23 protein-coding genes are annotated in these 25,089 nt (G+C 62.6%); 10 read left to right on the top strand and 13 right to left on the bottom strand.

The window, feature by feature from the left end:
* The first annotated feature begins 64 nt into the window (after window positions 1-64).
* Window positions 65-1,417 (top strand): plasmid replication protein RepC, encoded by a 1,353-nt coding sequence (gene repC / locus ABVQ20_RS31450; protein ID WP_354463588.1) that lies wholly within the window; start codon window positions 65-67, stop codon window positions 1,415-1,417.
* 87 nt (window positions 1,418-1,504) lie between these two features.
* Here the strand turns inward: repC and ABVQ20_RS31445 are convergent, their stop codons facing one another.
* Both ABVQ20_RS31445 and ABVQ20_RS31440 read right to left on the bottom strand, forming a co-directional pair.
* The gene (locus ABVQ20_RS31445; protein WP_354463587.1) at window positions 1,505-2,650 is read right to left on the bottom strand and encodes a site-specific integrase; all 1,146 of its coding nucleotides are present in this window, start codon (window positions 2,648-2,650) and stop codon (window positions 1,505-1,507) included.
* Window positions 2,647-3,063, bottom strand: a complete 417-nt coding sequence (locus ABVQ20_RS31440; RefSeq protein WP_354463586.1) for a hypothetical protein — start codon at window positions 3,061-3,063, stop codon at window positions 2,647-2,649. Before ABVQ20_RS31440 ends, ABVQ20_RS31445 begins: the two co-directional genes overlap by 4 nt.
* A 185-nt stretch (window positions 3,064-3,248) precedes the next feature.
* Here ABVQ20_RS31440 and ABVQ20_RS31435 point away from each other — a divergent pair, with 185 nt between their 5' ends.
* On the top strand, window positions 3,249-4,370 hold the full coding sequence (locus tag ABVQ20_RS31435) for an RHE_PE00001 family protein (protein ID WP_354463585.1): 1,122 nt from the start codon (window positions 3,249-3,251) through the stop codon (window positions 4,368-4,370).
* Window positions 4,371-4,574: 204 nt separating this feature from the next.
* On the opposite strand, the gene ABVQ20_RS31430 is transcribed toward ABVQ20_RS31435, so the two are convergent.
* Complete coding sequence (locus ABVQ20_RS31430; RefSeq protein WP_354463584.1) at window positions 4,575-6,644, bottom strand: oxidoreductase; 2,070 nt, start codon at window positions 6,642-6,644, stop codon at window positions 4,575-4,577.
* Window positions 6,645-6,914: 270 nt separating this feature from the next.
* Between ABVQ20_RS31430 and argE the strand changes: the two genes are divergently transcribed.
* Complete coding sequence (argE, locus tag ABVQ20_RS31425; protein ID WP_354463583.1) at window positions 6,915-8,090, top strand: acetylornithine deacetylase; 1,176 nt, start codon at window positions 6,915-6,917, stop codon at window positions 8,088-8,090.
* On the opposite strand, the gene ABVQ20_RS31420 is transcribed toward argE, so the two are convergent.
* The 9 genes from ABVQ20_RS31420 to ABVQ20_RS31380 all read right to left on the bottom strand — a co-directional run bounded on the left by ABVQ20_RS31420 (window position 8,087) and on the right by ABVQ20_RS31380 (window position 16,817).
* Window positions 8,087-9,022 carry a LysR family transcriptional regulator gene (locus ABVQ20_RS31420; RefSeq protein ID WP_354463582.1) on the bottom strand — a complete coding sequence of 312 codons (936 nt, stop codon included), beginning with the start codon at window positions 9,020-9,022 and terminating at the stop codon, window positions 8,087-8,089. The genes argE and ABVQ20_RS31420 overlap by 4 nt on opposite strands.
* Before the next feature lie 49 nt (window positions 9,023-9,071).
* The gene (locus ABVQ20_RS31415; RefSeq protein ID WP_354463581.1) at window positions 9,072-10,562 is read right to left on the bottom strand and encodes an aldehyde dehydrogenase; all 1,491 of its coding nucleotides are present in this window, start codon (window positions 10,560-10,562) and stop codon (window positions 9,072-9,074) included.
* Window positions 10,563-10,583: 21 nt separating this feature from the next.
* Complete coding sequence (locus ABVQ20_RS31410; RefSeq protein ID WP_354463580.1) at window positions 10,584-11,258, bottom strand: DUF1028 domain-containing protein; 675 nt, start codon at window positions 11,256-11,258, stop codon at window positions 10,584-10,586.
* 5 nt (window positions 11,259-11,263) lie between these two features.
* Window positions 11,264-11,704, bottom strand: coding sequence for a RidA family protein (locus ABVQ20_RS31405; protein WP_354463579.1), 441 nt, complete (start codon window positions 11,702-11,704; stop codon window positions 11,264-11,266).
* Between the two features lie 56 nt (window positions 11,705-11,760).
* Window positions 11,761-13,035 (bottom strand): flavin-containing monooxygenase, encoded by a 1,275-nt coding sequence (locus tag ABVQ20_RS31400; protein ID WP_354463578.1) that lies wholly within the window; start codon window positions 13,033-13,035, stop codon window positions 11,761-11,763.
* Window positions 13,036-13,246: 211 nt separating this feature from the next.
* Window positions 13,247-13,948, bottom strand: a complete 702-nt coding sequence (locus ABVQ20_RS31395) for an ABC transporter ATP-binding protein (protein WP_354463577.1) — start codon at window positions 13,946-13,948, stop codon at window positions 13,247-13,249.
* Window positions 13,941-14,726 carry an ABC transporter ATP-binding protein gene (locus ABVQ20_RS31390; protein WP_354463576.1) on the bottom strand — a complete coding sequence of 262 codons (786 nt, stop codon included), beginning with the start codon at window positions 14,724-14,726 and terminating at the stop codon, window positions 13,941-13,943. The genes ABVQ20_RS31395 and ABVQ20_RS31390 overlap by 8 nt, the downstream gene beginning before the upstream one ends.
* The gene (locus ABVQ20_RS31385) at window positions 14,723-15,898 is read right to left on the bottom strand and encodes a branched-chain amino acid ABC transporter permease (RefSeq protein WP_354463575.1); all 1,176 of its coding nucleotides are present in this window, start codon (window positions 15,896-15,898) and stop codon (window positions 14,723-14,725) included. The genes ABVQ20_RS31390 and ABVQ20_RS31385 overlap by 4 nt, the downstream gene beginning before the upstream one ends.
* A gap of 1 nt (window position 15,899) precedes the next feature.
* The gene (locus tag ABVQ20_RS31380; RefSeq protein ID WP_354463574.1) at window positions 15,900-16,817 is read right to left on the bottom strand and encodes a branched-chain amino acid ABC transporter permease; all 918 of its coding nucleotides are present in this window, start codon (window positions 16,815-16,817) and stop codon (window positions 15,900-15,902) included.
* 248 nt (window positions 16,818-17,065) lie between these two features.
* Between ABVQ20_RS31380 and ABVQ20_RS31375 the strand changes: the two genes are divergently transcribed.
* From ABVQ20_RS31375 to ABVQ20_RS31345, 7 genes are all read left to right on the top strand, one after another.
* A complete protein-coding gene (locus tag ABVQ20_RS31375; RefSeq protein WP_354463573.1) occupies window positions 17,066-18,139 on the top strand; it encodes a branched-chain amino acid ABC transporter substrate-binding protein in 1,074 nt (357 codons plus the stop codon).
* 96 nt (window positions 18,140-18,235) lie between these two features.
* Window positions 18,236-19,330, top strand: coding sequence for an ABC transporter ATP-binding protein (locus tag ABVQ20_RS31370; protein ID WP_354463572.1), 1,095 nt, complete (start codon window positions 18,236-18,238; stop codon window positions 19,328-19,330).
* Window positions 19,327-20,226 (top strand): ABC transporter permease, encoded by a 900-nt coding sequence (locus ABVQ20_RS31365; RefSeq protein WP_354463571.1) that lies wholly within the window; start codon window positions 19,327-19,329, stop codon window positions 20,224-20,226. The genes ABVQ20_RS31370 and ABVQ20_RS31365 overlap by 4 nt, the downstream gene beginning before the upstream one ends.
* Window positions 20,223-21,011 carry an ABC transporter permease gene (locus ABVQ20_RS31360; RefSeq protein WP_354463570.1) on the top strand — a complete coding sequence of 263 codons (789 nt, stop codon included), beginning with the start codon at window positions 20,223-20,225 and terminating at the stop codon, window positions 21,009-21,011. Before ABVQ20_RS31365 ends, ABVQ20_RS31360 begins: the two co-directional genes overlap by 4 nt.
* A 266-nt stretch (window positions 21,012-21,277) precedes the next feature.
* Window positions 21,278-22,315, top strand: coding sequence for an extracellular solute-binding protein (locus ABVQ20_RS31355; protein WP_354463569.1), 1,038 nt, complete (start codon window positions 21,278-21,280; stop codon window positions 22,313-22,315).
* 53 nt (window positions 22,316-22,368) lie between these two features.
* Window positions 22,369-23,979: a GMC family oxidoreductase gene (locus ABVQ20_RS31350; protein WP_354463568.1), complete on the top strand. Its 1,611-nt coding sequence runs from the start codon at window positions 22,369-22,371 to the stop codon at window positions 23,977-23,979.
* Window positions 23,980-24,106: 127 nt separating this feature from the next.
* On the top strand, window positions 24,107-24,604 hold the full coding sequence (locus ABVQ20_RS31345) for a hypothetical protein (RefSeq protein WP_354463567.1): 498 nt from the start codon (window positions 24,107-24,109) through the stop codon (window positions 24,602-24,604).
* A 203-nt stretch (window positions 24,605-24,807) separates the two neighbouring features.
* Here the strand turns inward: ABVQ20_RS31345 and ABVQ20_RS31340 are convergent, their stop codons facing one another.
* Complete coding sequence (locus tag ABVQ20_RS31340; RefSeq protein WP_354463566.1) at window positions 24,808-24,939, bottom strand: hypothetical protein; 132 nt, start codon at window positions 24,937-24,939, stop codon at window positions 24,808-24,810.
* Between the last annotated feature and the right edge of the window lie 150 nt (window positions 24,940-25,089).

Here is a 25,089-nt window from a genome sequence, read left to right as displayed (position 1 = left end):
GTCAAGAGTCGTTGGCGTCGTTTCGACGAGCAGTTTTCTTTTGCCTGATTGAAAGGCGAGGGAAATGGAGAGGCACTATACGACGACGCCCTTCGGGCGGCGGCCGATGTCGCTTGGGATGATGGCAACCCAGGTGGCCGCGAAGGCCGTGGACAAGGATGCCACCGTGCATAAGTGGCATGTGTTCCAGCATGTCCGGGAGGCACGCGACGCGATCGGTGCAACCGATCGCGCTCTGGCTATCCTCAATGCGCTTTTGTCGTTTCATCCGGATACGGCATTCAATGGCGATAGCGACCTGGTCGTCTTTCCGTCGAACGAGCAGCTCATCAGCCGTGCCAACGGCATGTCGCCGGCGACGCTGCGACGGCATCTGGCCGTCCTGGTGCAATGCGGGCTGGTCATTCGCAGGGATAGCCCCAACGGCAAGCGGTTCGCTCGCAAAGGGCCGAGCGGAGAGATCGAACAGGCCTATGGCTTTGACCTCGCACCGATCGTGGCGCGCGCCGAAGAGTTCAAGGAACTCGCGGAAATTGTCGCGGCCGAGCGGCGGGCCCTCAAACTGGCCCGAGAGCGGATCACCCTGTGCCGGCGCGATATCGTCAAGATGATCGCCACAGGATTGGATGAAGCCATCCCGGCCGATTGGAGACGCTTCCAACGTGCTTACGAAGACATCGCCGGAAGGATTCCGCGCACAGCGGTGCGTCAGGTGCTGGACGCTCTGGCGGGGGAACTCGAAGCGCTATGGTTTGAAGTACAGAACACGCTGGAAACATTCGTCAATTCACAAAATAAGAACGCCAATGAGTCTCATTTTGAGCGCCACATACAGAATTCAAAACCAGACTCTAAAAATGAAATTGAAAGCCGCTTAGGAAAAGAGAAAGAAGCGAGCGGCAACGTTGCGGAAACCGACAACGTGCGGCACTTGCCAAAACGCGAACTGCCCTTGGGGATCGTGCTGGATGCCTGCCCGGAAATCCTGGCCCTGGCGAAGGGCGGCGAAATCCGGACATGGCGGGATCTGATGGCCGCGGCGGCAACGGGCAGGGCCTGTCTTGGGATCAGCCCGTCCGCCTACCAGGAGGCATGCGAGGTCATGGGCGAGGACCATGCCGCGGTTGCGATTGCCGCGATCCAGCAAAGGGTCGAGCACATCTCCAGCCCTGGCGGGTATCTGCGAAGCCTGACAACACGCGCCCGCGATGGAAAGTTCTCGGTCTGGCCGATGATCATGGCGCTGCTGCGCGCGAAGCTCGACACATCAAGGCTTTCCGGCCGCGGTGTGTCGAGTGCCTCAGCCGGCCTGGAAACGGCCGGCAAAGTGGTCCAGACAGAAAATGGGCTCGCAATCAGCGACGCATTACAGCGGAGCCTGGGCAAGACACACCGACAGCCACCGGGAAGGGGATAAGGATACGTGTCGTGGGAAATCCAAACAGGGCTGCCAAGGGTGGCGGTTCGGCACGCGGCCCCTTGGCAGCGATCGCCGACAGGGAAGCTAGACAATCACCCGTGCCGCTCGTCCCAGCTGGCGATCGACTTCATTGTAGTAGCGGGAGGCCTGGTTGACAGAGCGATGCTGCGATTGCTGCATCGCTTCGATGAGGGGAATGCCGCGGCGGGCGGTTTCGGTCAGGTAGCCGGAGCGCAGGCCATGGGCGGAAAACAACGTCGGATCGAGGCCGGCCTCGGCAATCCGGCGCTTCACGATCAAGTTGACGGCCTGTGGGGTCATTGCTCGACGTTCGAGATTGCCCCAGCGGTCGATGCTGCGGAACACGGCACCTTCGGTGATTTTCGCTTCCTCTAGCCATTCCCGCAGCGCGGTGACCGGCCGGCCCACCAGGAGCACCATAGCGTCTTCATCAGCTTCGGTGGTCTTCGTGCGGCCGAGCTGGATTTTTGTGCAGGGCAGTTTCGGCCCGTCCGGCTCTTTCGGATCGACCGGCACCGGGTCCTCGTCAATGAGCTGCTCGAACCGCAAGGACGAAACCTCGCTGCGGCGCCGGCCGCCAGAGGCGAAGGCGGTCAGCAAAAGGGCGCGGTCGCGGACGTCAACCAGGCGATCACCGGCGCACGTCCTTAGCAGTGAGGCCAGAATGTCGGCCGTCACAGCTTTCCTGCTCTTTCGCACGCGCGGCCGGGCGCTGGCGCGCACCGCAAGTTTGACGGCGCCGCGTAGACCCGGCGCATTGAATTTTCCTGTCAGCCCACGCCACCCGGTCAGTGTCGACCAGCTTGATAGCCGCCGTCGGACGGTGTTGGGCGCATGCGGTCCGTCGATGCGCAGCAGCCCGGCCGACTTTAGTGCCGTAGCCACCTCATCCGGCATACCATGAGAAGAATCGGCTTCGCGCTTGGCGGGATCCCACAGATGATGCGCCACGAATTTGATCAAGAGAGCTTCCGGCGCAGGCCAGGGCAGGGGGGAGCCGGTCGCGGCCTGGCACCATGCCTCGAGGTAGCCGAGGTCCGAGGCCAGTGCCCTTAGCGAATTCTCGCCAATGCCTTCCTTTGCCAGGTGGCGCAGCGTCTCGACGTCACTGTCTGTCAGCAAACCGGCCAGAAACTCGCGGCGATCGAATGGCAGCACCGAATCCAGCGCATCAAGCGCCTCGGCGCGCGCAGCAACCGAACTCGTCATCGCTGATCCCTCGCAAATGCGGCGGGGAGCCTCTTCAGACCGCGCTGCCCAGGAGCAGCTCGGCGAAATTCGGCCGCGTAGAAGTCTTCGATGCCTTCGAGCGGATCCTCACCCTTGTCGGCGCGACACGCCAGCTCTCGCAACACGGCCAAATCGACCTTTGGCTCGATACGGGTGACGTCGATGAGATCGTCGTCCGACAGCATGGTGTTCATGTGCAGGTGTTCCCCGACCCAAAGGTGGAGACCGCGATAAGGTGCCTCCCCGACGTGCTGGAAGACGTCTGCGGTGGCGCCGGCGACGACATCAGCCACCTGCAATGTCGGATGGTCGTCAAGCAGTTTTGGGCCGGCAAAGCCGGCCTCGTCGCAAGAGATGAGGGCAGGGGGCGGAATTGGCGTCGGACTGGCCATTCGAAGCGGGTTCCAGGGCCTTAGCGGCTGTGATTTGCATGGATTCTAGCGATTTTGCACCGCTAATCCATCACTATCGATAAGAGGTCATTATCGATAGTGAAAAAGCTGCCGGAGAAAATCCCCTTCAAGTCCACTTAATATCGAGATAGCTTGACTATGGTAAATCAGCTATTGTGAAAACAATGGCTTACGCGATTCGAGAATTGCCGCTGGAGACCCTGCTCGGGCCGGTTGCGCGTGCGACCGAGACTTTGGCCCGCCTTGACGAGCGGCTGGCTCGTTCGCCGGTCCGCGACGGCTTTGTCGAGCGCCAGCATTTTGTCGATGCGGCGGCGGCGGTCTGGCTCGAGGGCGAACTCGTCCATCTCGAGGACCTTGTCCTGCACGACGCCCACATGGACGTCCGCACACCGACCCACGAGCTCACCCGGGCGCACGCGGTGCTGCGAACCCGCCGGCGAATTTTGTCGCAGCATCAGGACTGGGCGCTCGGCCGCGACGGTTTGTTGGCGCTGACCGGTCGCGGCGGCGCCATGGCGGTGGTGGCGGACCAAAAAAGGGGGGAAGGGGAGGGGGCTGGAGCCAGCTCTTTTGAAGCCGACGGTCGGGATGACGTTGAGGACGATCTGCTGGCAGAAGAATTTGCCGAGATCGATGCTGTCCTGGCACGCTCATCAAAGCTCCTCAGCGGCGTCGACGTGCGGGCGAAAGTGGCGCGCCCAGCCGACCGGCCGGACCTGATCTACGATCTCGACTGGAATGAAGAAGAACGGCTGGCCGAATGGCTGGCCGTGAATGCTGGGACACGCGATCTGCCGGTCGCCCTGCGCGCGGCGTTGCTGCTCGACGCCTGGCAAAACATCGAGGTGCTGCAGCATGGCGCCTGGCTCGGGTCACTGCTCGTCGCCGCGCTGTTGCGGCAGACGGGTCTGACCGCCAACCATCTCGCCTGCCTGCACGTTGGCGCCAAAAACATTCCGCGGGAGCGGCGGCGGGCGCGCAGTTGTTCCGATCGGCTGCTGGCGTTCCTTGATACCATTCACGAGGCGGCGCTGGCCGGACTGAAGGAGCACGATCGGCTGGTGCTGGCCAAAAACCAGTTGGAGCGGCGGCTGCGCGAGCGCCGTGCCAACTCGAAGCTTCCAGGTCTGGTCGAGCTGGTGCTCTCGCGGCCGCTCGTCTCCACTGGCATGATCCAGGACAGGCTAAAGGTGACAAAACAGGGAGCGCTCAACCTCGTCGGAGAGCTCGGCCTGCGCGAGATGACAGGGAGGGGAAGGTTTCGGGCATGGGGAATTGTTTAGTCCGTGGCCATTCTCCAATGACTTTACGAAACTATCGAACTTGCGCTCTGTGGCGGGGAGACGCGATCGCCAAGAACAAGATCGGCTAACGCCTGGCATTCGAGCGGTCGGGCCCTTCTGGGCCGCGACGCGCGGTGCCCCGTCGACGAGCGAACGCTGGGCAACGGAAAGCATGAATGGCTTCACTTTATTCGCGCCTTGAGCCTATTCCGCGGCCAACGCCGTGACCTCGCGACGGAAGGGCAGTGCATCGCCGATATCGGCTTCATCCAGCTCGCGGGCAAAGCGATGGCCGGCGTAAGTTGCCCAGGCAATCGGGCCCGGCGCCTCGGCGTCGCCGATGACCTTGATCGAGCGAATTCCGCTGTCGGCCCACTCGTCCCGCCGCGCCTTCAATTCGTGCCAGACACCATCGTCCTGCTGGCGCGACGTCACCAGCACGACAGCGTCCGCGGCGATGTTGTGCCGGGCGCTCGTATAGGCACAGGCAGTGGCGACACCTCCCGGCACAATGCGCGTCACGGTCCGGTTCAGCACGATCTCGACGCCGAGCCCGGCCAGCCGGCGATGGATGGCGCCCTGCTCCAGCGTGTTGCGCGTCCAGTCTGACACATAGGCGGATGGCGTCACCAAAGTCACGTTCGCGCCCTGGCGCGCCATCAGCTCGGCCAGCACCCCACCCATGTAGTAATGGTCATCGTCGAACAGCACGACATTGCCGGACGGCACATTGCCGCCCATCAAATCGTCCGGCGTGTAGACCGCCATCGCCGGGTCGACCGGCATCGGCACGACATGCGCGCGCGCCACGCCGTCGCGGCGCCACGTCGAGCCGGTGGCAAGCGCAATGTTTTGAAAGCCGTAGGCCAGTATGTCCTCGGCGGACAACCGGCTTTCGAAATAGACATCGACATTGGACATCTGGCTGAGCTGGTACTGGCGATAGTCGCGCACCCGACCCCATGCCGAAAGGCCCGGCAAGCGGCATTCGCGCGCCACGCGTCCGCCAAGTTCGGTGCCGGCCTCGGCGATGGCCACCTGATAGCCGCGCAGGCCAAGCGCACGGGCGGCCTCCAGCCCAGCCGGGCCGGCGCCGACGACCAGCACGCTCTCGCTGTCGCCCTTGGCCTGCATCCTTTCCGGATGCCAGCCCTTGCGCCACTCCTCCATGAAGGTCGGGTTCTGCGTGCAGCGCGAGATCGACATGGTCATGTCGCCGGTAATGCAGATGTTACAGCCGATGCACTCGCGAATGTCCTCGATCCGCCCCTCCTCCACCTTCTTCGGCAGGAAGGGATCGGCAATCGACGGACGCGCGCAGCCGATGAAATCAAGCGTACCGGACTTGATCATCTTCACCATCACATCTGGCGACGTGAAGCGGCCGACGCCAACGACCGGCTTCGAGGTCAGCTTCTTGATGCCGGATACGAGGCTTTCCTGCGCAGCCTCCTCCTTGAAGCGCGACGGTCCGGAACAGTCCTCCCACGCGCCATGCGCCAGATCCCAGAGGTCGGGCAGGTCGGCGTGCATCTCGATCATGTCGCGCACTTCGGAATTGGCGAAGCCAAGCTCGCCGATCATCTCGTCCAGTGATAGCCGCAGCGTCAGCCCGCACGTGTCGCCGATGGCATCCCTGCCTTCTTCGATCAGCTCACGCATCAGCCGTGAGCGATTTTCCAGCGAGCCGCCATATTCGTCGCTGCGCTGGTTGGTGGCGGTGGACAGGAAGTGCTGGATGATGCCGAAGCCATGCGCGCCGTAGAGGCACACCAGATCGAAGCCCGCCAGCCTGGCACGTTTGAAGGCGTTGCGGTGCCAGCGGCGCAGGTCGCGGATATCCTGCTTGTCCATGGCGCGCGCCTGAACCGGATCGTTGGTGAAGGTCCGGATCGGCAAGGCCGAGGGTCCGCGGGGCACTTCCTTGGTGTAGAGGTTCGGTCCGTTGATGCCTGAATAGGCCAGCTGGATGCCGGCCAGCGCGCCATGCTGGTGCATGGCCTTGGCCATCCTGGCCAGTGCCGGGACATCGGCGTCGTCCCACAGCCGGAGCTCGATGAAGGGCGTGATCTCCGAGGTATGGTGCATCTCGGTCTGCTCGGTGAAGATGACGCCCCAACCGCCTTCCGACTTGATGCGGCGCATCTCGGCCGCGGCGGATGGATCGCGGTAGCCACCGCCATTGCAATGCGGAACCTGATAGAAGCGGTTCTTGGCGGTCACCGGACCAATCTTCACGGGCTCGAACAGAATGTCGTAGCGTGGATCGCGCATGGTGCTTCCTTCCTGCCAGCGTCGCATCGCGGCATACGCGTTCATGGTGTTGAGCCATGGCGCAAGCCGGTCTGCCCAGTGGGTAGATGCCGTGAACCTACTCATAAGTTGCGGCACGCGCGGGAAAACTACAGATTTCTTCTGTGCCGATTAGGGCGCGCCTAATCGGGCTGGATTAGCATCCGGTGAATCCCGGCAGAGCCAAATGCGACTTCAAGGCCGCCACCGGGCGATGCTAGATAGCGCGCACGGGCAACGAGACATAGACGCATGGACAGCATTCGTATCCTGGAAAAGCTGATCGCCTTCCCGACGGTGAGCCGCGACTCGAACCTCGACCTTATCGGCTTTGTGGCCGATATGCTCGACGAGCATGGCATTGCTTGCCAGCTCATCCGAAGCGAGGATGGCCACAAGGCCAATCTCTTTGCCACCATCGGACCGACCGACGCTTCCGGCATCATGCTGTCCGGCCACACCGACGTCGTTCCCGTCGATGGGCAGAACTGGACGCTGCCGCCCTTCGAGATGACCGAGCGCGACGGCAAGCTTTACGGACGCGGTGCAGCCGACATGAAGGGCTTCGTCGCCTGTGCCCTCGCCGCGTGTCTCAGGGCCTCGAAAATGCCGCTGCGGACGCCATTGCACCTGGCGCTCTCCTACGACGAGGAGATCGGCTGCATCGGTGTGCGCAGCCTGGTCGACATGCTGCGGGCAGCCCCGCAGCGGCCGTTGCTGTGTATCGTCGGCGAGCCGACCGACATGCGGGTGGCGACGGGTCACAAGGGCAAGCTTGCCGCACGCGCCATCTGCAAGGGACGCGAAGGCCATTCGGCGCTGGCCCCGCTGGCCCTCAACGCCATCCATCTCGGCTGCGACTTCGTCGCCGCCTTGCGCCGGGAGCAGGATCGGCTGGCGCGTGATGGCGCCCGCGACGGCGACTACGACATTGCCTACACAACCGTCCATGTCGGCAGGATGAACGCCGGCGTGGCACTGAACATCGTGCCGAACCTCTGCCATATCGACTTCGAGATCCGCAATGTCGCGGCCGACGACCCGCACGGGATTCTCGAGCGCCTGCGCGCCGAGGCCGTGCGCGTCGCCGTCGAAGCCTCTACCATCGCGCCCGAAGCGGCGATCGACATCGACGTCACCAACACCTATCCCGGCCTGGATACCCCGGTCAGTTCGCAAGCCGTCGCTTTCGTCAAATCGCTGACCGGCGCCAACGACACCATCAAGGTTGCCTTCGGCACCGAGGGCGGCCTGTTCAGCCGCGATCTCGGCACGCCGACAGTCGTGTGCGGACCGGGTTCGATGGCGCAAGGGCACAAGCCGGACGAATTCGTCAGCGTCGAGCAGATGCGCCGCTGCGACGACATGCTGGAAAAATTGCTGAAGCGGCTTGCCGACCACCGCTTCACTGAAAAGAAATTTCTTTAGCCGACTGCCCGCTCGGCGCCGAACACGCCTTGCTCGACCACAAAATGGCGGCAATGTTCGATGAACGCCTGGACGGTTTGCGTGCGATGCTCGGAGTTGGGCAAGGCGACGCCCATGGTCAAGGGCCGCAGGTCGCCGTCCAGCGGCACAAAGACAAGCGGCTTGCCATCCGGCGCCAGCGTGTTGAGCGGCCGCATATTGGCGATGCCGTAGCCGAAGCCGTTCGCTACCATCGAGCGCATGACCGCGATGTCGCCGGTACGCTCGGCTATGTTGGGCCGGATTCCCCGCTGGTGGAACGCCGACAGGAAATATTCGCGACTGAACGGCAAGTCGAGCAACACCATCGGCTCGTCGGCCAATTCCTCCGTCGTGATCGACGCCTTTGCCGCGAAGCGATGCCCCGCCGGCAGCATGACATAGGCCGGCACAAGCATCAGCGGCTCGAAGGTCATGTCCTGCGACAGTTCGAGATCGTATGTCAGCGCAAGGTCGATTTCGCCGCGCTGCAGCATCTCGAGCAATTGCCCCTGATTGCGCTCGAACTGCCGCACGCGCACATCAGGATGAGCGCGCTCGAACCGCATGCGCAGGGCCGGCAGCACAATCTGCGCGAATGTCAGCAGGCATCCCACTGCCAGCGGGCCGCGTACTTTTTCCGCAAAGTCGCCGGCGACGTCGTGCAAGGCGTCGGCATCGTTGAGCAGCCGGGCGGCTTCCTTCAGGAAGACGCGGCCGCCAGCCGTGAGCGAGAGCCCGTGCGAATGCTTGCGGACAAAAAGCTGGACGCCGAACTCGGTTTCCAGCTGGGCGATGGAGGCCGAAATCGACGGCGGCGAGACATTGACCTGTTCGGCCGCCTTGGCGATGGAGCCGGCCTCGCCAACGGCGACGAAATATTCCAGCTGTCGGAGGGTGAAGCGTAGCGGCATGGCTGGCTATGTTGCCGGTTTGGGTGCTTCGATCAAGCCTTGGCGCCCATCAGTATTTGATCCATGTCGTTTTAAGCGCGGTGTACTTGTCGAGCGCATGCAGCGACAGGTCGCGGCCGAAGCCGGATTGCTTGAAGCCGCCGAACGGCGTCATCGGGCTCAGCGCGTCGACCGTGTTGACGGAAACGGTGCCGGCATGGAGCCGGCCGGCGATACGGTGCGCGCGCGACAGGCTGTCGGTCCACAGCGATGCTGCCAGCCCGTATGGGCTGTCATTGGCGATACGGATCGCCTCCGCCTCGTCGTCGAAGGCGATGACCGACAGTACCGGACCGAATATCTCGTCGCGGGCAATCATATCGGCAGGCGCCACATCGTCGAAGATGGTGGGCTGGACAAAGCTGCCGCGCCCGTTGACCGTGACCAGATCTCCGCCCGCAACCAGGCGCGCGGTTTTCTTGCCAGCCTCGACGAACCGCATGACATTGGCCGCGTGGCGGGCATCGACCATCGCGCCCATTTTCGAAGCCGGATCGAGCGGGTCGCCGGGTTGCATGGCCGCCGCACGTCGCACCAGCCTGTCCACGAGAGCATCCTTGATGCCGCGTTGTACGAGCAAACGTGAATTGGCCGAACAGACCTCGCCCTGGTTGAAGAAGATGCCGAAGGCCGCCATATCGGCCGCCGCATCGAGATCGCTGCAATCGGCAAAGACAAGGTTGGGGCTCTTGCCGCCGGTTTCCAGCCAGACCTGCTTCATGTTCGACTGGCCGGAATACTGCAGGAACATCTTGCCGACGGCTGTCGAACCGGTGAAGGCAAGGCAATCCACATCCATATGGCGGCCGAGCGCCTGGCCGGCGGTTTCGCCGAGGCCCGGCACCACATTGAGCACGCCAGCCGGCAGGCCCGCTTCCATCGCCAGTTCCGCCAGCCGGAGCGCCGACAAAGGCGACTGCTCGGCTGGTTTCAGCACCACCGAATTGCCCGCCGCCAGCGCGGGCGCGCACTTCCAGGTCGCCATGTCGAGCGGGAAATTCCACGGCACCACCGCGCCGACCACGCCAAGCGGCTCGCGCCGCACCAACACCAGATCGCCTTCACCGGTCGGCGCCACTTCGCCATAGATCTTGTCGATGGCCTCGCCATACCACTGGAAGATCGCGGCCGAGCCGGGAACGTCGACCGTGGCGGCATCCCCGACGAGCTTGCCCATGTCGAGCGATTCAAGCAGGGCCAGTTCATGCAGGTTTTCGCGCAGGAGCTGCGCCAGCCGCAGCAACACCTCCTTGCGGTGCGCCGGGCTGGTGCGTGACCAGACGCCGGCGTTGAAGCTGCGCCGTGCGGCGGTAACGGCGAGATCGATGTCTTCCTCGCCGCAGGACGCCACCTCGGCCAGCACTTCGCCGGTTGCCGGATTGACGCTGGCGAAGGTTCGGCCTGAACGCGCCGCAACCGTCTTGCCGTCGATGAACGCCCTGTCGCGAAAATGGATCGCGGACGCTTTGCCGATCCAGTCCTTGTGGCTGAGTTCGCTCATCGCAGGCATCCCCTGTCTTGACTATTCATCGCCCGGCACGCCGTAGCTCGGCGCATCGGACGGGTTTATGGCGCGGGTCACATAGGCATCGAGCTGTGGCTTGTAGATTTCCCACAGCTTGGCCAGTTGCTCGATCGGGCAGTCGTCGGTCCAGTCGCAGCGCAGGTCGGCGACCGGCCAAGCGACCTCGCGCACCAGCTTCATGCCGGCGGAATGGACCGGGCCGGCCTCGCCACCCGCCTTCAGCGCGGCGCGCATGGTCGCGATGAGGCGGTCGCCCAGATGGCCTTCCGACGCCAGAAAGGCCCCGACCATGGCTTGCGGCACGCCGTCATGGGCCAGCATGTTGCCGCCGCAGGCGACATTGTCCGCGCGCGCTTCGGCCCAGATGCCAAGCGCCCTGGGCCCAGAATGGATCGCGGTCGTTCCAGCGGCATCGACAGTCAGCACCTGCCGGTATTCGCTGTAGGCGCCGGTGCGTTTCAGTATGGCGATCGCCTCGGCCGCAGAAGCACCGCGCGCCAGCAGCTCAAGGCCTCGCAGCCCAAGCGTCGGATCGGTGACGTTCTGGCTGGCAATGGCGCCGACGCCCGCCTGCGCATAGGCGCAGCGCGCCGCCACCGCGGGGGACGAGGAAGATACCGCGACCCCGAACATGCCGGTGCGCTCGCACCGCGCGACAATGGAAAAGGTCATGGCCGTCAATCCGTGATGATCGAGGTGTGATCATCCGGAATGACGGCGGTGCCGTCGATCTCGACCAGCCAGTCCGGCCGCGCCAGGGCTTGCACGACAAGGCCGGTCGAGACCGGATACACGCCTTTGATATACTCGCCCATCGTGCGGTAGACCGCCTCGCGATGGCGCACGTCGGTGATGTAGACCACCACCTTGACCAAGTGCTCCATGGTGCCGCCGCACTCTTCGATCAGCTGGCGGATGTTCTGCATGACCTTGTGCGTCTGCTCGGCGGGATCGTGGCTGTCGATGTTCTTGGCCGTGTCGAGGTCCTGCGGGCACTGGCCACGCAAATAGACGGTTCTGCCGCCCCGCGTAACGACCGCCTGGCACAGATCGTTGTCGAGCTTCTGCTCGGGATAGGTGTCTTTCGTGTTGAACTTGCGAATTCTTGTATGCGCCATCTTGGTCTCCGTCAGATCAGGCTCGAGGTCAGGACATCCGTTTCAGCTGCCATTGGCTATGCCACCTTGGTCTCGCGTTTCGCGGACGCGTGATAGGCCAGGTATTTGCGCTGCGTGGAAATGTGATCCGCCACATGCTGGGCGTCGTGCCAGACGCCCCAGATAAAGCTGGAGCCCCTGCGCGATTGCCACGGCAAGCCCAGGAAATAGATCCCGGGTTCGGTCGAAACTCCGCGCTGATGCTTCGGCTTGCCTTTTTCGTCGAACACATCAACGCCGAGCCAGTTGTAGTCGACGGTGAATCCCGTAGCCCAGATGATCGAGCTTATTCCGGCTTCAGCCAGGTTCAGACCATGAATGGGATCGGTCACGCATTGCGGATCAGGCCCGATCTTGCGGGCATCGGGCTCTTCGGGAAGGTCGAGGCCGTTGCGGGCAACATAGGCGTCGGCTTCGTCCAGCACCGACATGTAGTTCGCATCGCCGCGCGCGATATTCCTGGCCAGATCGGATGCGAAGACCATGACACCGTCCTTGTACGATTCCGTCCGGCCAACCAGCGTCATCCCTTGCGCGGCAAGACGCCGGAAGTCGATTGTCTGGCCGCCACGCGCACCGCTCACCGCTATGGTGACATGTTCCGTACCAGGCGCCGGGGCCTGGGCGTCCCACTTGCCCAAAACCCCCAGCCACCAGCAGAAGTCACGCTCGCGATAGGCACGCGGCGGGCGATCGTGCGGCCCAACCGAGAGGTATACGCGCCTTCCGGCCCGCTGGAGTTCGTCCGCGATCTGCACCCCCGAAGACCCCGAGCCAACCACCAGCACGGCCCCCTCGGGCAGCTGGCCGGGATTGCGATAGGCGCTGGAATGGATCTGCATGAGCCCGGCATCTTCGGGGACGATGGCCGGGACGACGGGATGCTGGAAAGCTCCAGTGGCGGCAACCACGCTTCTGGCCTCGATCACGCTATCCGAGGTCTCGACCTGGAAACCGGGCCGGCCGACCAGCCTTTGCACTTTCCTGACCTCTACGCCGCACCGGACAGGCGCAGCGATCATGTTCGCGTAAGCGACAAAATAATCCGCAACCTTTTCCTTGGCGACAAAGGCATCTGGGCCGGCATCCGGAAACTCCATGCCAGGAAAACGGTCATGCCAGGCCGGGCCATTGGCAACCAGCGAGTCCCATCTTTCAGTGCGCCAGCGTTCGGCGATACGCTGCCGCTCGAGGACGAGATGAGGCACCCCGCACTTGCTCAGATGTTCGCTCATGGCCAACCCCGCCTGGCCGCCGCCTACAACGAGCGTGTCTACCTTTTCGACTGACATTTCAGCGGCCCTTTCTGGCTCTCCCCGAGAGTTTTCGCGCATGCGACGGAGGTCTGATCTTTGGTTTACTGGAGGGACCGGGCAGCGGAAATTACGATTTCATGTGGCAGTGGTTAGCTTGTCCCTAAATGCTGGGAGGCTATCGTCGGGGTGTGGAATGCGGGACGCAACATCCGGGATCGCGTGGTGGCGGCAGACGCATTTGCCCGGTTCAGAGGTAGAGGCTTCTGGCCGCCTTGGACGAGAGCAGCTCCTTTGCCGGTCCTTCCTGGGCGACCTTGCCCTTGACCAGGACATAGCCGCGATCGGCGATTCCCAGTCCCATTTCCGCGTTCTGTTCGATCAAAAGAATGGTCGTGCCGCGGCGATGGATCTCCCGGGTGATCTCGAAATACTCGCCGATGAGCTTGGGCGAGAGACCGAGCGACGGTTCGTCCATGATCACCAGCCTGGGTTCGCCGATCAGCGCGCGCGCCAGTGCGACCATCGCCTGTTCGCCGCCTGACAAGGTGCCGGCGACCTGGCGCAAACGTTCTCGGATACGCGGAAACAGATTGCTCATCTTGTCCAGCTGCGCCGCGAAGTTAGGCCCCCGACCAGACACCGCGTCATAGCCCAGGCGCAGGTTCTCGATCACGGTCAGGCTTGGGAACAGCCGGCGTCCTTCCGGAACGAGGCCGACACCGAGCGCCGCCAGGTTTTCCGTACCAAGCGTCGCCATGTCCCTGCCCAGCACCGCGACCTTGCCGCGCTGGGCCCGCACCACGCCGCAGACGGTCATGAAGGTGGTCGTCTTGCCGGCGCCGTTCGGCCCGAGCAGGCAGACCAGCTCGCCGGGGCGAACGTTCATCGCCACGCCGCGCAGCATCGGCACCGCATCATAGCTGGTATCGACGTCGCTGAGTTCAAGCATGGGTGACCGCCTTCCCGAGATAGGCTTCCTGGACGCGCGGGTCGGCGCGTACCGCCGCAAAGTCGCCCTCGGCGATCTTGCTGCCATAGTCGATGCAGGTGACGTGCTGCGGGAAAGCCTCGACCACCCGCATGTCGTGCTCGATCAGGACCACCGACAGTTCGGGGTTTTGCGCGCGCAGCCGCACGATATCGGCAACCAGGGCGTCGGTTTCTGTATCGTCCATGCCGACCGACGGCTCGTCGAGCAGCAGAAGCTTGGGCTGCGATGCCAGCGCGCGGGCGATTTCCAGCCGCCGCCTGTCGGCCTGTGCCAGTGTGCCCGCCGGACGGTAACGTTGCTCGAACAGGTCGCCGGATCCAAGCTTGAGCAGCGCCTCGGCCTTCTTGACGCAGGCCGCCATCTCCCGGCGCGACGCGCCCGGCCGGAACAGCGCATCCAGCACGCCGGTCTTTGTGCGGGTGTGCATGCCGATGATGACGTTGTCGAGGACGCTCAGGTCCGAGAACAGCCGCGACGACTGAAAGGTGCGGGCGATGCCGCGGTCGACGACTTCGTAGGACGGGCGGCCGGTGATCTCGGCGCCGTCGAACGTCACCCGGCCGGAGGTCGGCCGGTAGACGCCGGTCACCACATTGAACAGCGTCGACTTGCCGGCACCGTTCGGGCCGATGACGGCGAGCACCGCGCCCTTGTCGATCGACAGACTGACATCATTGAGCGCGACCAGGCCGCCGAAGCGCATCGTCAGGTTCTCGACCTTGAGAAGCGCACTCACAGGTCGCCTCCGTAGCGCCGCATGCGTTGTGGGAACAGCCCCTGCGGTCGGATCATCAGGAAGCCGATGATGACGACGCCGAAAAACAGCAGGCGATAGTCGGCGAAGGCGCGCAGTTTCTCGGGCAGGATGGTCAGCAGGAAGGCACCGACGATGACGCCGAAAATATTGTCCATGCCGCCGACGATGACCATGGTCATGATGGTGACGGAGACAAGGAAGGTGAAATTGTCGGGGGAAATGTAGGAAACGTAGAAGGCGTAGATCGTGCCGGCGAAGGCGGCGAGAAAGGCATCGACCGCGAACGCCAGCACCTTGAACCACGCCACGTTGATGCCTTGCGCCCTGGCGGCGATCTCGTCGGCGCGCAGCGCGTTCCAGGCCAGCCCGATGCGCGAGCCGTGCAAGCGATGCGCCGTGACGATGGCGACGACGACCAGCGCCGCTGACAGATAATAGAAGTTCGCCTGGCTCGGCAGTTTCCAGCCGAGGATCACCAGCGGGTCGGCAAAGGAATGGCCAAACAGGCTGGGCGCCGGAATGCCGACCAGACCGTTGGGGCCACCGGTCCAGCTGAAATTGTTCAGCAATTGCTGGACCACGACACCGAAGGCGATGGTGACGAGCGCCAGATAGGTGTCGCGCGTGCGCATCGATGGAATGCCGATGATGAAACCGAACAGCGTTGCCGCCAGCGCCGCGACCGGCAGCGTCAGCCAGAAACTGACACCGAAATTGATCGCCAGCAGCGCCGATACGTAAGCACCGATGCCGTAGGACGCGCCGGTGGCGAAGTTCGGAATGTTGGCGCTGCCGAGCTGGAAATTGAGCGCCAGCGCGAGCACGGCATAGAGCTCGGCGACGATCAGCAGATGCAGGATATAGGTATTCGAGCCGACGAAGAACGGAAAAGCCAGGACGACAACGGCCGCGGTAACCATCGCCACGAGCGGAACCCGGGCAAAGCTCGCTAACGCGTAGTCCGCGATCCACGGCAGCTTCTCCAACAGATAGAAGCCCAGTCCGAGCAAGACCAGCAGGCCGACCACCTGCCAGCCGCCGTCAACCTTCAAGATGAGGTATAGGAAAGCCGCGCCGCACAGTTGCGAGACAACGGTGAAGGCCGCGGCCGCTGCCTTGCCCGGCGCGGCGGTTGAAGCGCTTCCCTGCATGCTAGACTTTCTCCATGACGGTGCGCCCAAGCAGGCCGGCAGGGCGGAAGATGAGCACGGCGATGACGAGCAGGAAGACGAAGACCAGTCGATAGGAAGCGCCGTCCGGCACGAATGTCTGCGCAAGCACCTCTATGCCGGCGATGATCAGTCCGCCCAGGATGGCGCCTGGCATCGAGCCGAGGCCGCCGATCACCGCGGCGGAAAAGCCGAGCAAGCCGGCCATGACACCGAAGTCGAACCGGGTGACGCCGGCATAGCTTGCGAACAAAAGCCCGGCGATGGCGCCGATCGCGGAGGCGATGAAGAACGTCGCACGGAAGACGCGGGCATCGCGGATGCCCATCATCCGCGCCACGATCCGGTCTTCCGAGGCCGCCCGGATGCGCAGGCCGAGCGGGGTCATGCGCAGGAAGACGAACAGCAAGGCCACCAGCGCGACGGTCAGCGTGACCACAAGCAGGGCGAACCAGCTGATGGCGACGCCGGAGACTTCGAAAGCCATGCCCGTCACCAGGCGGGGGAAGGCATGCGGGTTCGATCCCTCAGGATAGAGATGGCGGATCAGTTCGCGGATGACGATGCCCAGCGCCACCGTCGCCACTAGCGCCATCATGGCGGGCGCGTCGCGGAAGCGCCTGATAATCACCTTGTCCAGCAGGACACCGATCAAACCGACGGCGAGCACGGCTAGCGGCACCGCAATGACCAGCCAGGCGGGGCTCGAGGCTCCAAGCGCGGTCGCCAGCGCCTGGGCCAGTCCCAGCGTGATGAAAGGCGCCGTCATCGCGACATCGCCATGAGAGAAATGAATGACGTCCAAGACACCGAAGATCAGGCTGAATCCGATCGCCAGCAAGGCATAGATGCACCCAAGGGTTATCCAGTTCACCAGTTGCTGGACAAGCAGTTCCGCCATGCGGTTCACTCTCGATTGAAGCCGACGGGTATCAACCGTCACGCCTGGCGGACAGAACGAATCTCCGAACTCACGAGTCACAATTTCCGAATTTCATCATTGGATGCACGCCCATACAGTGATGATCAGCCGACGATCACGATCGGCCGGGTCGCTACGACGGCGGCAGATAATTCTATCGAGGTGGAACCATGCAAAACAGGCGCAGTACGCTTATCCGCGTATCGTCAATTCTGGCCGGGTCTCTGTTGGCCATCGCACTGGGCGCCGCCCAGGCTCAGGCCGACCAGATCAAACTCGGCTTCATTGGACCGCTCTCCGGCGGCAACGCCCAGCAGGGGCTGGGCGCCCGCAATGGCTTCCTGCTCGCGATCGAACAGGCCAATGCCAGCGGCTACCCACACCAGGTGGAAGGCGTCATTCTCGACGACGCCTCCGATCCGGCCGTCGGCGTTTCAGCGGCCCAGAAGCTCGTCAATGATCCGTCGGTGATCGCGGCAACCGGGCATTGGAACAGTTCGGTCGCACTGGCGACGATCCCGGTCTTCAACCGCTCGCAGATGCCGTTCATCGTCTGGGGCGCGGTCAGCCCGAAGATCACCGAGCAGAATTTCCCGAACGTGACCCGCGTGACGCCCACGCTGGTCAACGAGAACAAGCCGCTGGCCGAAGCCATCGCCAAGCAAGGCAAGATCAAGAAGATCGCGATCATCTCCGACACCACCGACTACGGCGCGGCCAACACCAAGTGGTTCGGGGATTTCTTCAAGGCCGCCGGCGGCGAGATCGTTTCCTCGGATGCCGCGGCAGTCGGCACGACCGATTTCCGCGCCATGCTGACCACGGCGAAGGCGGCAGCGCCTGATGCGGTCTACTTCGGTGGCGTCGTCACCGAAGCCGCGCTGGTGCGCAGCCAGATGGCCGACCTTGGAATGGGCAATCTGCCCATGTACGGAATTTCGGGCATCTACGATCCGAAGTTCATCGAGATCGCGGGGGCGGCCGCCGAGGGAACCATTGCGGGAACTCCCTCCGTACAGTCGAACCCGAAGCTCGAGGAATTCAACAAGGCCTATGAAACCAAGGCCTATCCCGATCCTGCCGGTTCCTACGCCAAATATGCCTACGAGGCCACGCAGATCCTGCTCGAGGTCATCAAGGAAAAGGGCATCGACGACAAGGAAGCGCTGAGCAAGGCCATTCGTGACATCCATCACGACGGCATTCTGGGCGACGTCTCGTTCGATGCGAACGGACAGACCAACATGGCCATCGACATCGACATGTTCGTCGTGCGCAACGGCAAATGGGAGAAGATGTAACCGCCTGATCGACGCCGCGCCCGCTCTTGGTGCGCGGCGTCGAAATCATGTCTTCATCGCCGAGCTCGCAAAAGTCCCGACCGGAGCGCCCACACCATGATTGATGAGGGCGGCCACCGCGCATCTCGAAAGGCCGTAGAGATCAAGGGCGTCTCCAAGGTGTTCGGCACCTATCAGGCGTTGAAGCCTGTTTCTTTCGACATTTACGACAACGAGTTCTTTACGCTGCTCGGGCCGAGCGGCTGCGGCAAGACCACGCTGTTGCGCATGATCGCCGGCTTCGAACAGCCAACGGCGGGTCAAATTTTCCTGCACGGCTCGGACATACAGGGGCTGCCGCCGCACAAGCGGCGGGTCAACACCGTCTTCCAGAGCTACGCCCTGTTTCCGCATATGAGCGTCGAGCAGAATATCGGCTTCGGGCTCGAAAACCTGGGCTGGTCAAAGGCCCGCCGCGATGCGCGCGTCGCCGATATGCTTCGTCTCGTTCATATGGAGGCATTTGCCAGGCGCAAGCCGCAGCAATTGTCCGGCGGCCAGCGTCAGCGCGTTGCGCTCGCCCGTGCGCTGGCACCCGAACCGGAAGTCCTGCTGCTCGACGAACCACTCTCGGCACTCGACCTGAAGCTCCGCCAGGCCATGCGTGACGAATTGCGCACCCTGCAGCGCAAGACCGGCATCACCTTCGTCTTCGTCACCCATGACCAGGAAGAAGCACTCGACATGTCGGATCGCATCTGCGTTCTCGGCGATGGCGAGATCCAACAGCTCGGCACACCTGCCGCCATCTACGAGGAACCGGCAAACCGCTTCGTCGCCGACTTCATCGGCGAGACCAACTTCCTCGACGCGGACGTGATTGCCGTGGACGGCGAGCAGGCGACCGTGAAGACGCCGCTGGGCATGACCTTGACGGCTTCCCACAAGAAAGCGGTCGCGGGACAGAAGGCCTTCATGTCGATACGCCCGGAGAAAATCAGCCTGCCCGCCCAGGACAACCCGATCGCTGTCGATGGGACGATCATGGGCACCAATTATCTTGGCGGCTACACATACTACCTGGTCGAGACGGGCGGCACCAAGCTACGCGTCTCCAAGCGCAACAGCGTCAGCAGTGGCCAGATGTTCGAGATCGGACAGCCGGTGAAAGTTGGCTTCGCCGCCGAATCCGTGCGGATCCTCGGCGCATGAAGCCGTCCATCAAGAATCCGAACTGGAATGTCCTTGGCCTGCTGCCGGCCCATGTCATCATGTTGCTGACGCTGATCATCCCGATCGGAATCATCGTTGTCGTGTCGTTCTCCACGCGCGGCCCTTACGGCGGCTTCGAGTACGTGTTCACCTCCGCTCCCTACAAGCAGCTCCTGTTCAACCAAGGCTGGACCGGCGAGCTGGAGTTCAATCCGCAATATCTCATCGTGGTCGCAAGGACGCTGGTCCTGTCGGCGGTGACAACCTCGATCTGCCTGCTTCTAAGCTTCCCGGTCGCCTATTTCATCGCGCTCCAGCGACCGACGGTCAAAGTCTTGCTGATCTATCTTGTCACACTGCCATTCTGGGTTTCGATGATCGTGCGCGTCTATTCCTGGATCATCATCCTTGGCAAGGACGGGGTCATCGAGAAGACCCTTCGTGGTCTGGGCCTCGTCGACCAGATGGACTCCCTGCTGTTCGGCAACACAGCCATGCTGGTCGGTCTTGTCTACAGCTACATTCCACTCATGATCCTGCCGATCTTCGCCTCGATCGAGAAGCTCGATCACGCGCTCATCGAGGCCTCGCACGACCTCTATGGCAACCGGCTCACCACGTTGCGCCGTGTTATCCTGCCGCTCATCCGGCCAGGCATGATCGCCGGCGCGATACTGGTGTTCGTTCCCAGCCTCGGCGCGGTGCTGGAGCCGACCCTGCTCGGCGGCGGCAAGACCATGATGATGGGCAATCTCATCCAATTGCAGTTCGGTGGCGCGCGCAACTGGCCGCTCGGCGCCGCTATCGCCATCGTGCTGATGGCCGCGGTCATGGTCTTCCTGGTCTTCCAGGGCCTGCGCTCGATACGGACCGAAGGGTTGGAGCGTGCTTCATGAGCACTCGAGATGACGTCAGACGCTATCCGGGATTCGGCCCCTTCAGCGTGATCTTTTTCGCCTATCTCTATCTGCCGATCGCCGTCGTGGTGTTCTATTCGTTCAACGCGAACCGGATCGTCTCCAATTGGGGCGGCTTCTCGTTGCACTGGTACACCACCGCCCTGTCCAACGCGAACCTGCTGACGGCGGTGAAGACCTCCCTGCTGGTCGCCGCGGTCGCCACCGTTGCCTCGACACTCGTCGCACTGATGGCGGCATTGGTCCTGGTGCGGGGGCGCAATGTCAGATTCCGTCGCATCTCTGAAACGGTGGTTAACCTCCCGCTCCTCTTGCCCGAAATCGTTGTAGCCGTCGCCGTGCTGATCCTCTTCTCCGAGGTCGGGCTCGCCAACGGAATGGCCAAGCTGATGATCGCGCACACGACCTTCTGCATCCCGTTCGCCTTCTTGCCGATACGCGCGCGACTGCAAGGAATGGACCTCGATCTGGAGGAAGCGGCCCGCGATCTCTATGCGACCGGTTGGGTTGCCTTTCGTCGTGTCACGCTGCCGCTCATCCTGCCGGGGGTCTTCGCCGGTGCCATGCTGGCCTTCGTCATCTCGATGGACGATTTCATCACCAGCAACCTGTTGAATTCCGGCGGCGCCACCACACTGCCGGTCTATATTTTCTCCCTGATCAAGCAGGGCGTGTCGCCACAGCTCAACGCAATCTCGACATTGATCATGGTTGTTTCGGTGGTGCTGGCGACCGCGGCCTTCCTTCTCCAACGACGGCAGTAGAAATCTGGGTTCGTCGACCCTGCGCCACGCAGCCACTTCGCATGGGAGATACACCCCCGGCCTCATGCCGGCGCACGGACGCACAGTCCCCAAACCCTGACAGGACCAACTTTTCAGGCTGGTCCACGGCAGCACGCACCTGCTTTAGGAACCGACCGGGCAGAGGCCGAAGTTTTTCCTAATCAACACGTCAGGCAATTCGAATTTATCGAGCCAAGCGGTTTGTTATCGTCGCCCCTGAGAAATAACAAAACAGGGGAACTGAGATGTCGACAAGAATTCGTATTGCAGCGTTTGCCATGGCAGCGGCCGTGAGCCTTGCCGTCAGCGCGCCGACTCTGGCGGAGGGCAACCTGGCCATCTACGCCTGGGCCGATTCCATCTCGCCCGAGATGGTCGCGAAATTCGAGAAGGAAACCGGCATAAAGGTCACGGTCGACGCCTTCTCCTCCAACGAGGACCTGCTGACGAAGCTGCAGGCCGGCTCCTCCGGCTATGACATCGTCACGCCTTCGCAGCACTTCGTGAAAATCATGATCGACAGCGGGCTGCTCGAGGATTTCGGCGCCAGCTCGATGGCTGCCTACCAACAAGTCCTGCCGGAGTGGCAGAAGCCGTGGTGGGATCCGAGCGGCAATCATTCAATCCCGCTCGCTTTCGGCAACGCCGGCTACACCGTCAACCGCGACCTCTACAAGGGGCCGGTCGACAGCTGGAAGACCTATTTCGAGCCGCCGGCCGAACTGAAAGGCAAGATTGCCAGCCTTGCGCAGCCCGACGAAGTCATTCCGGCCGCGGAGAACTACCTCGGGATCAAATACTGCAGCGAAGACCCGCAGGAGATGAAGCGCGTGCTCGATCTCCTGCTGGCGCAGAAGCCTTTCGTCGCGGCCTATTCCAGCGACAACATTGAAAATCGCATCGGCAGCGGCGAGGTTGCCGCGCATTTCTGGTGGGACGGCAATACGATGCGCCTTCGCCGGAATGACAAGGCCAATGTCGAATATGCGATGCCGAAGGAAGGCCTGGTTGGCTGGCTGGATTCCTATGTCGTGCCGAAGGGCGCATCCAATGTCGAAAACGCCAAGAAGTTCATCAGCTTCATGACCCAGCTCGACAACGCGACGGCGCAGTACAACTATTACGGCCACTCCTCGCCTGTGAAGATCGACGAGAGCAAGGCGCTCTACAACAAGCAAACCGCCCCAGAGCTGTTCCCGACCGTTCCGGTCAAGATGGGCCAGGCTTGCTCGCCGGCGGCACAGGAACTCGTCACCAAGGTCTGGACGCAGCTTCTGCAGTGAGCCACTCAGCCGGGGCCTCGAGCCCCCGGCATCTATCTTAAATGGGGCTGGGCATGCAGACCGGAAGTTATGACTACATTGTCGTGGGCGCCGGCTCGGCCGGTTGCGTGGTGGCCAATCGGCTGAGCGCAAATCCATCGACCAGGGTGTGCCTGATCGAGACCGGGGGTAGCGACAACAGCCCGCGGGTCAAGGTGCCCGCCGGCATCCTCTCGCTCTACGGCAATCCGAACTATGACTACTGCTATGTCGGCGTGCCTCAGCCTCACCTCAACGACCGCAGGATTCCGGTCAATCGCGGCAAGGCGCTGGGCGGTTCGAGCTCGATCAACTCGATGGTCTACATTCGCGGTGCCGCGCAAGACTATGACGAGTGGTCGCGTCTCGGCTGCATTGGCTGGGCGTTCAGCGATGTGCTTCCCGTCTTCAAGAAGCTCGAGCGCAATCTGATTGGCCAGGACCCGCTGTATCACGGCACAAGCGGAGAGTTGCTGGTCGACAACCCACGCGATCCGAACGTGCTTTCGAACATGTTCGTCAAGGCCGGGAGCAATGCAGGCCTCCCGGTCAACACCGATTTCAATGCCGAAAGCCAGTTCGGCCTCGGCATCTACAATGTCACGCAGGATCGCGGTCAGCGTTTCAGCAGTTTTACCGCTTTCATGCGTCCCGTGCTCGATCGCAAGAATCTCACGGTTCTAAGCGAATGCGAGGTGCTCGACCTCACCATAAACGAGGGACGCGCGACGGGCGTCAGGATGCGGCACAAGGGCGAACAGAAGACGCTTTGCGCTCGCCGCGAAATCGTGCTCTCGGCCGGCGCGATCAATTCGCCGAAGATCCTGCTGGCTTCCGGGATCGGCCCGGCGGCCGAGCTTCAGGAGATCGGCATAAAGCCGGCTGTCGACCTGCCGGGCGTGGGCAAGAACCTGCAGGACCATGTCGACGGCATGATCACGGTCCGCTCCTCGAGCACCAAGACGCTCGGCCTGTCGTTGCCGAACCTGCCCCGGATGCTGGCGGCGCCTTTCTGGTATCTTGGCGGCCGAAAAGGCATGCTCACCACGAACTATGTCGAGGCCGGTGGCTTTGCCAGGACAAGGTACGCCAACGGCATTCCCGACATCCAGTTCCACTTCGTGCCGGGCTATCGCAGCCATCGCGGCAGGCTGGTGGAGTATGGCCATGGCTACGCAATCCACACCTGCGTGCTCAGGCCCAAAAGCGTTGGCGAACTCAAATTGTCAGGTGCATCGAGCCGGGACGTGCTGATCGATCATCGGTTCTTCTCCGACGAGGAGGACGCCAGGGTGCTGGTCGAAGGCATCAAGATCGCGCGCCGGATCTTTGCAGCCGCCGAGTTCGACGAGATCAGAGGCATGGAGATGCTGCCGGGCAAGGATGTCCGCACCGATGACGAGATCCTCGCCTATCTGCGCTCCGAGGCGCTGACCGTCTATCATCCGGTGGGGACCTGCAAGATGGGCATGGACGCGACGGCCGTCGTCGATCCGGCAACGCTGAAGGTGATCGGCATCGCTGGCCTGCGGGTCGCGGATGCGTCCGTCATGCCGAAGCTGATCGGCGGCAACACCAATGCACCCAGCATGATGATCGGGCAGAGGGCTGCGGACATGATGCTGGGCCAGGAAACGCCGCTGTAGAGTGGGTATCGCTAGAACGCGCCAGGGGCTCCTTGTCTGCTGTCATATCCGATAGCAAAAGAATGCCTCTTCAACAGGGGACCCTACGATGTAGCTGTCTCCCGCTACCACAGTTCTCCACACTTCTTTGACCGGCGTGGCCTGGCCAAGCAGCGTCGGTGTCGGCGCGCGCTCGGTCGATGTTCACATCAGCCAGTTGCGAAGGCCGCTCAAGCAGTGCCCGCAGGGCGCTGCCATCCGCACCGTCGGGCTTGCCGGATACGCGCCGGCGCGGCCCGCGTCGGATCGAAAACAGCGAAATGTCGGTGCGACCGCGGAGTGTATCGTTTTACACAATTTCCAATTGCTGGACTCGCGCGCTGCGTTGGTAGTTAAATTTTGGCATCGAGCCAAGGAGTGGAAAGGTCTGGGAGGGCGTGGAATGGATTACGAATTTAACATCCGCCATCAATCTGACGATCAGCCCTACGAAGTTACCTCTTTCGCCAAAAAGTATGGCCTGACGATCCCTGCCGCGGATGCCGTTCTTTTCGCCAAAGGCCCGTCGCGGACGGCATGCGATGCCGCCGCATTGGCTTTCCTCTGCGCAATTGCCGCACAAGCCAAGAAACAGTCGACGCGATAGGCCAAGTGGCGGGTTCATCCCATATGTGCGGTCGGGCTGTTCGATCTCTCGGCCAATTGGAAATTCGCACCTGCCAAAGGGCCTGCGCGATCGGGCCATACGTCCACCGCAACGACGCGGCCATTGCTCGCCACGGCGGACTGTCCAGCCGCCCTTCCGTGGAGCCTTCAGGCAATTGCTTTCATCGGCAACTGCGCTGGCCGCTAGCGATCTGGCGTCGGCGTGACCGTCTGGACCCTGACCTTGTCACCAATCTCCTTGGCCAGATCGAGAGCCTTCGCCTTGTCCTTGGTCGTCAGCACTGTTCGCCAATGTGGCTTCTCGAACACGCTCACGATGTAGGTTGTTACCGTCGTGTCTGTCACAAAGCTAATATAGAGAGTTCTTATAGAAGTGCCAACTACCCATCCGACCGCAGGCTGCGCGCAAAAGCCGTGTTTTATTAGCGTTTCCTTCTGGATAGTATTATAATCGGTGCTGGGAGG

Origin of the sequence: Mesorhizobium shangrilense (assembly GCF_040537815.1) — a bacterium.
Classification (GTDB): domain Bacteria; phylum Pseudomonadota; class Alphaproteobacteria; order Rhizobiales; family Rhizobiaceae; genus Mesorhizobium; species Mesorhizobium shangrilense.
Note: the sequence above shows the minus strand (reverse complement) of the source record. Positions and strands in the feature narration are given on the sequence as shown.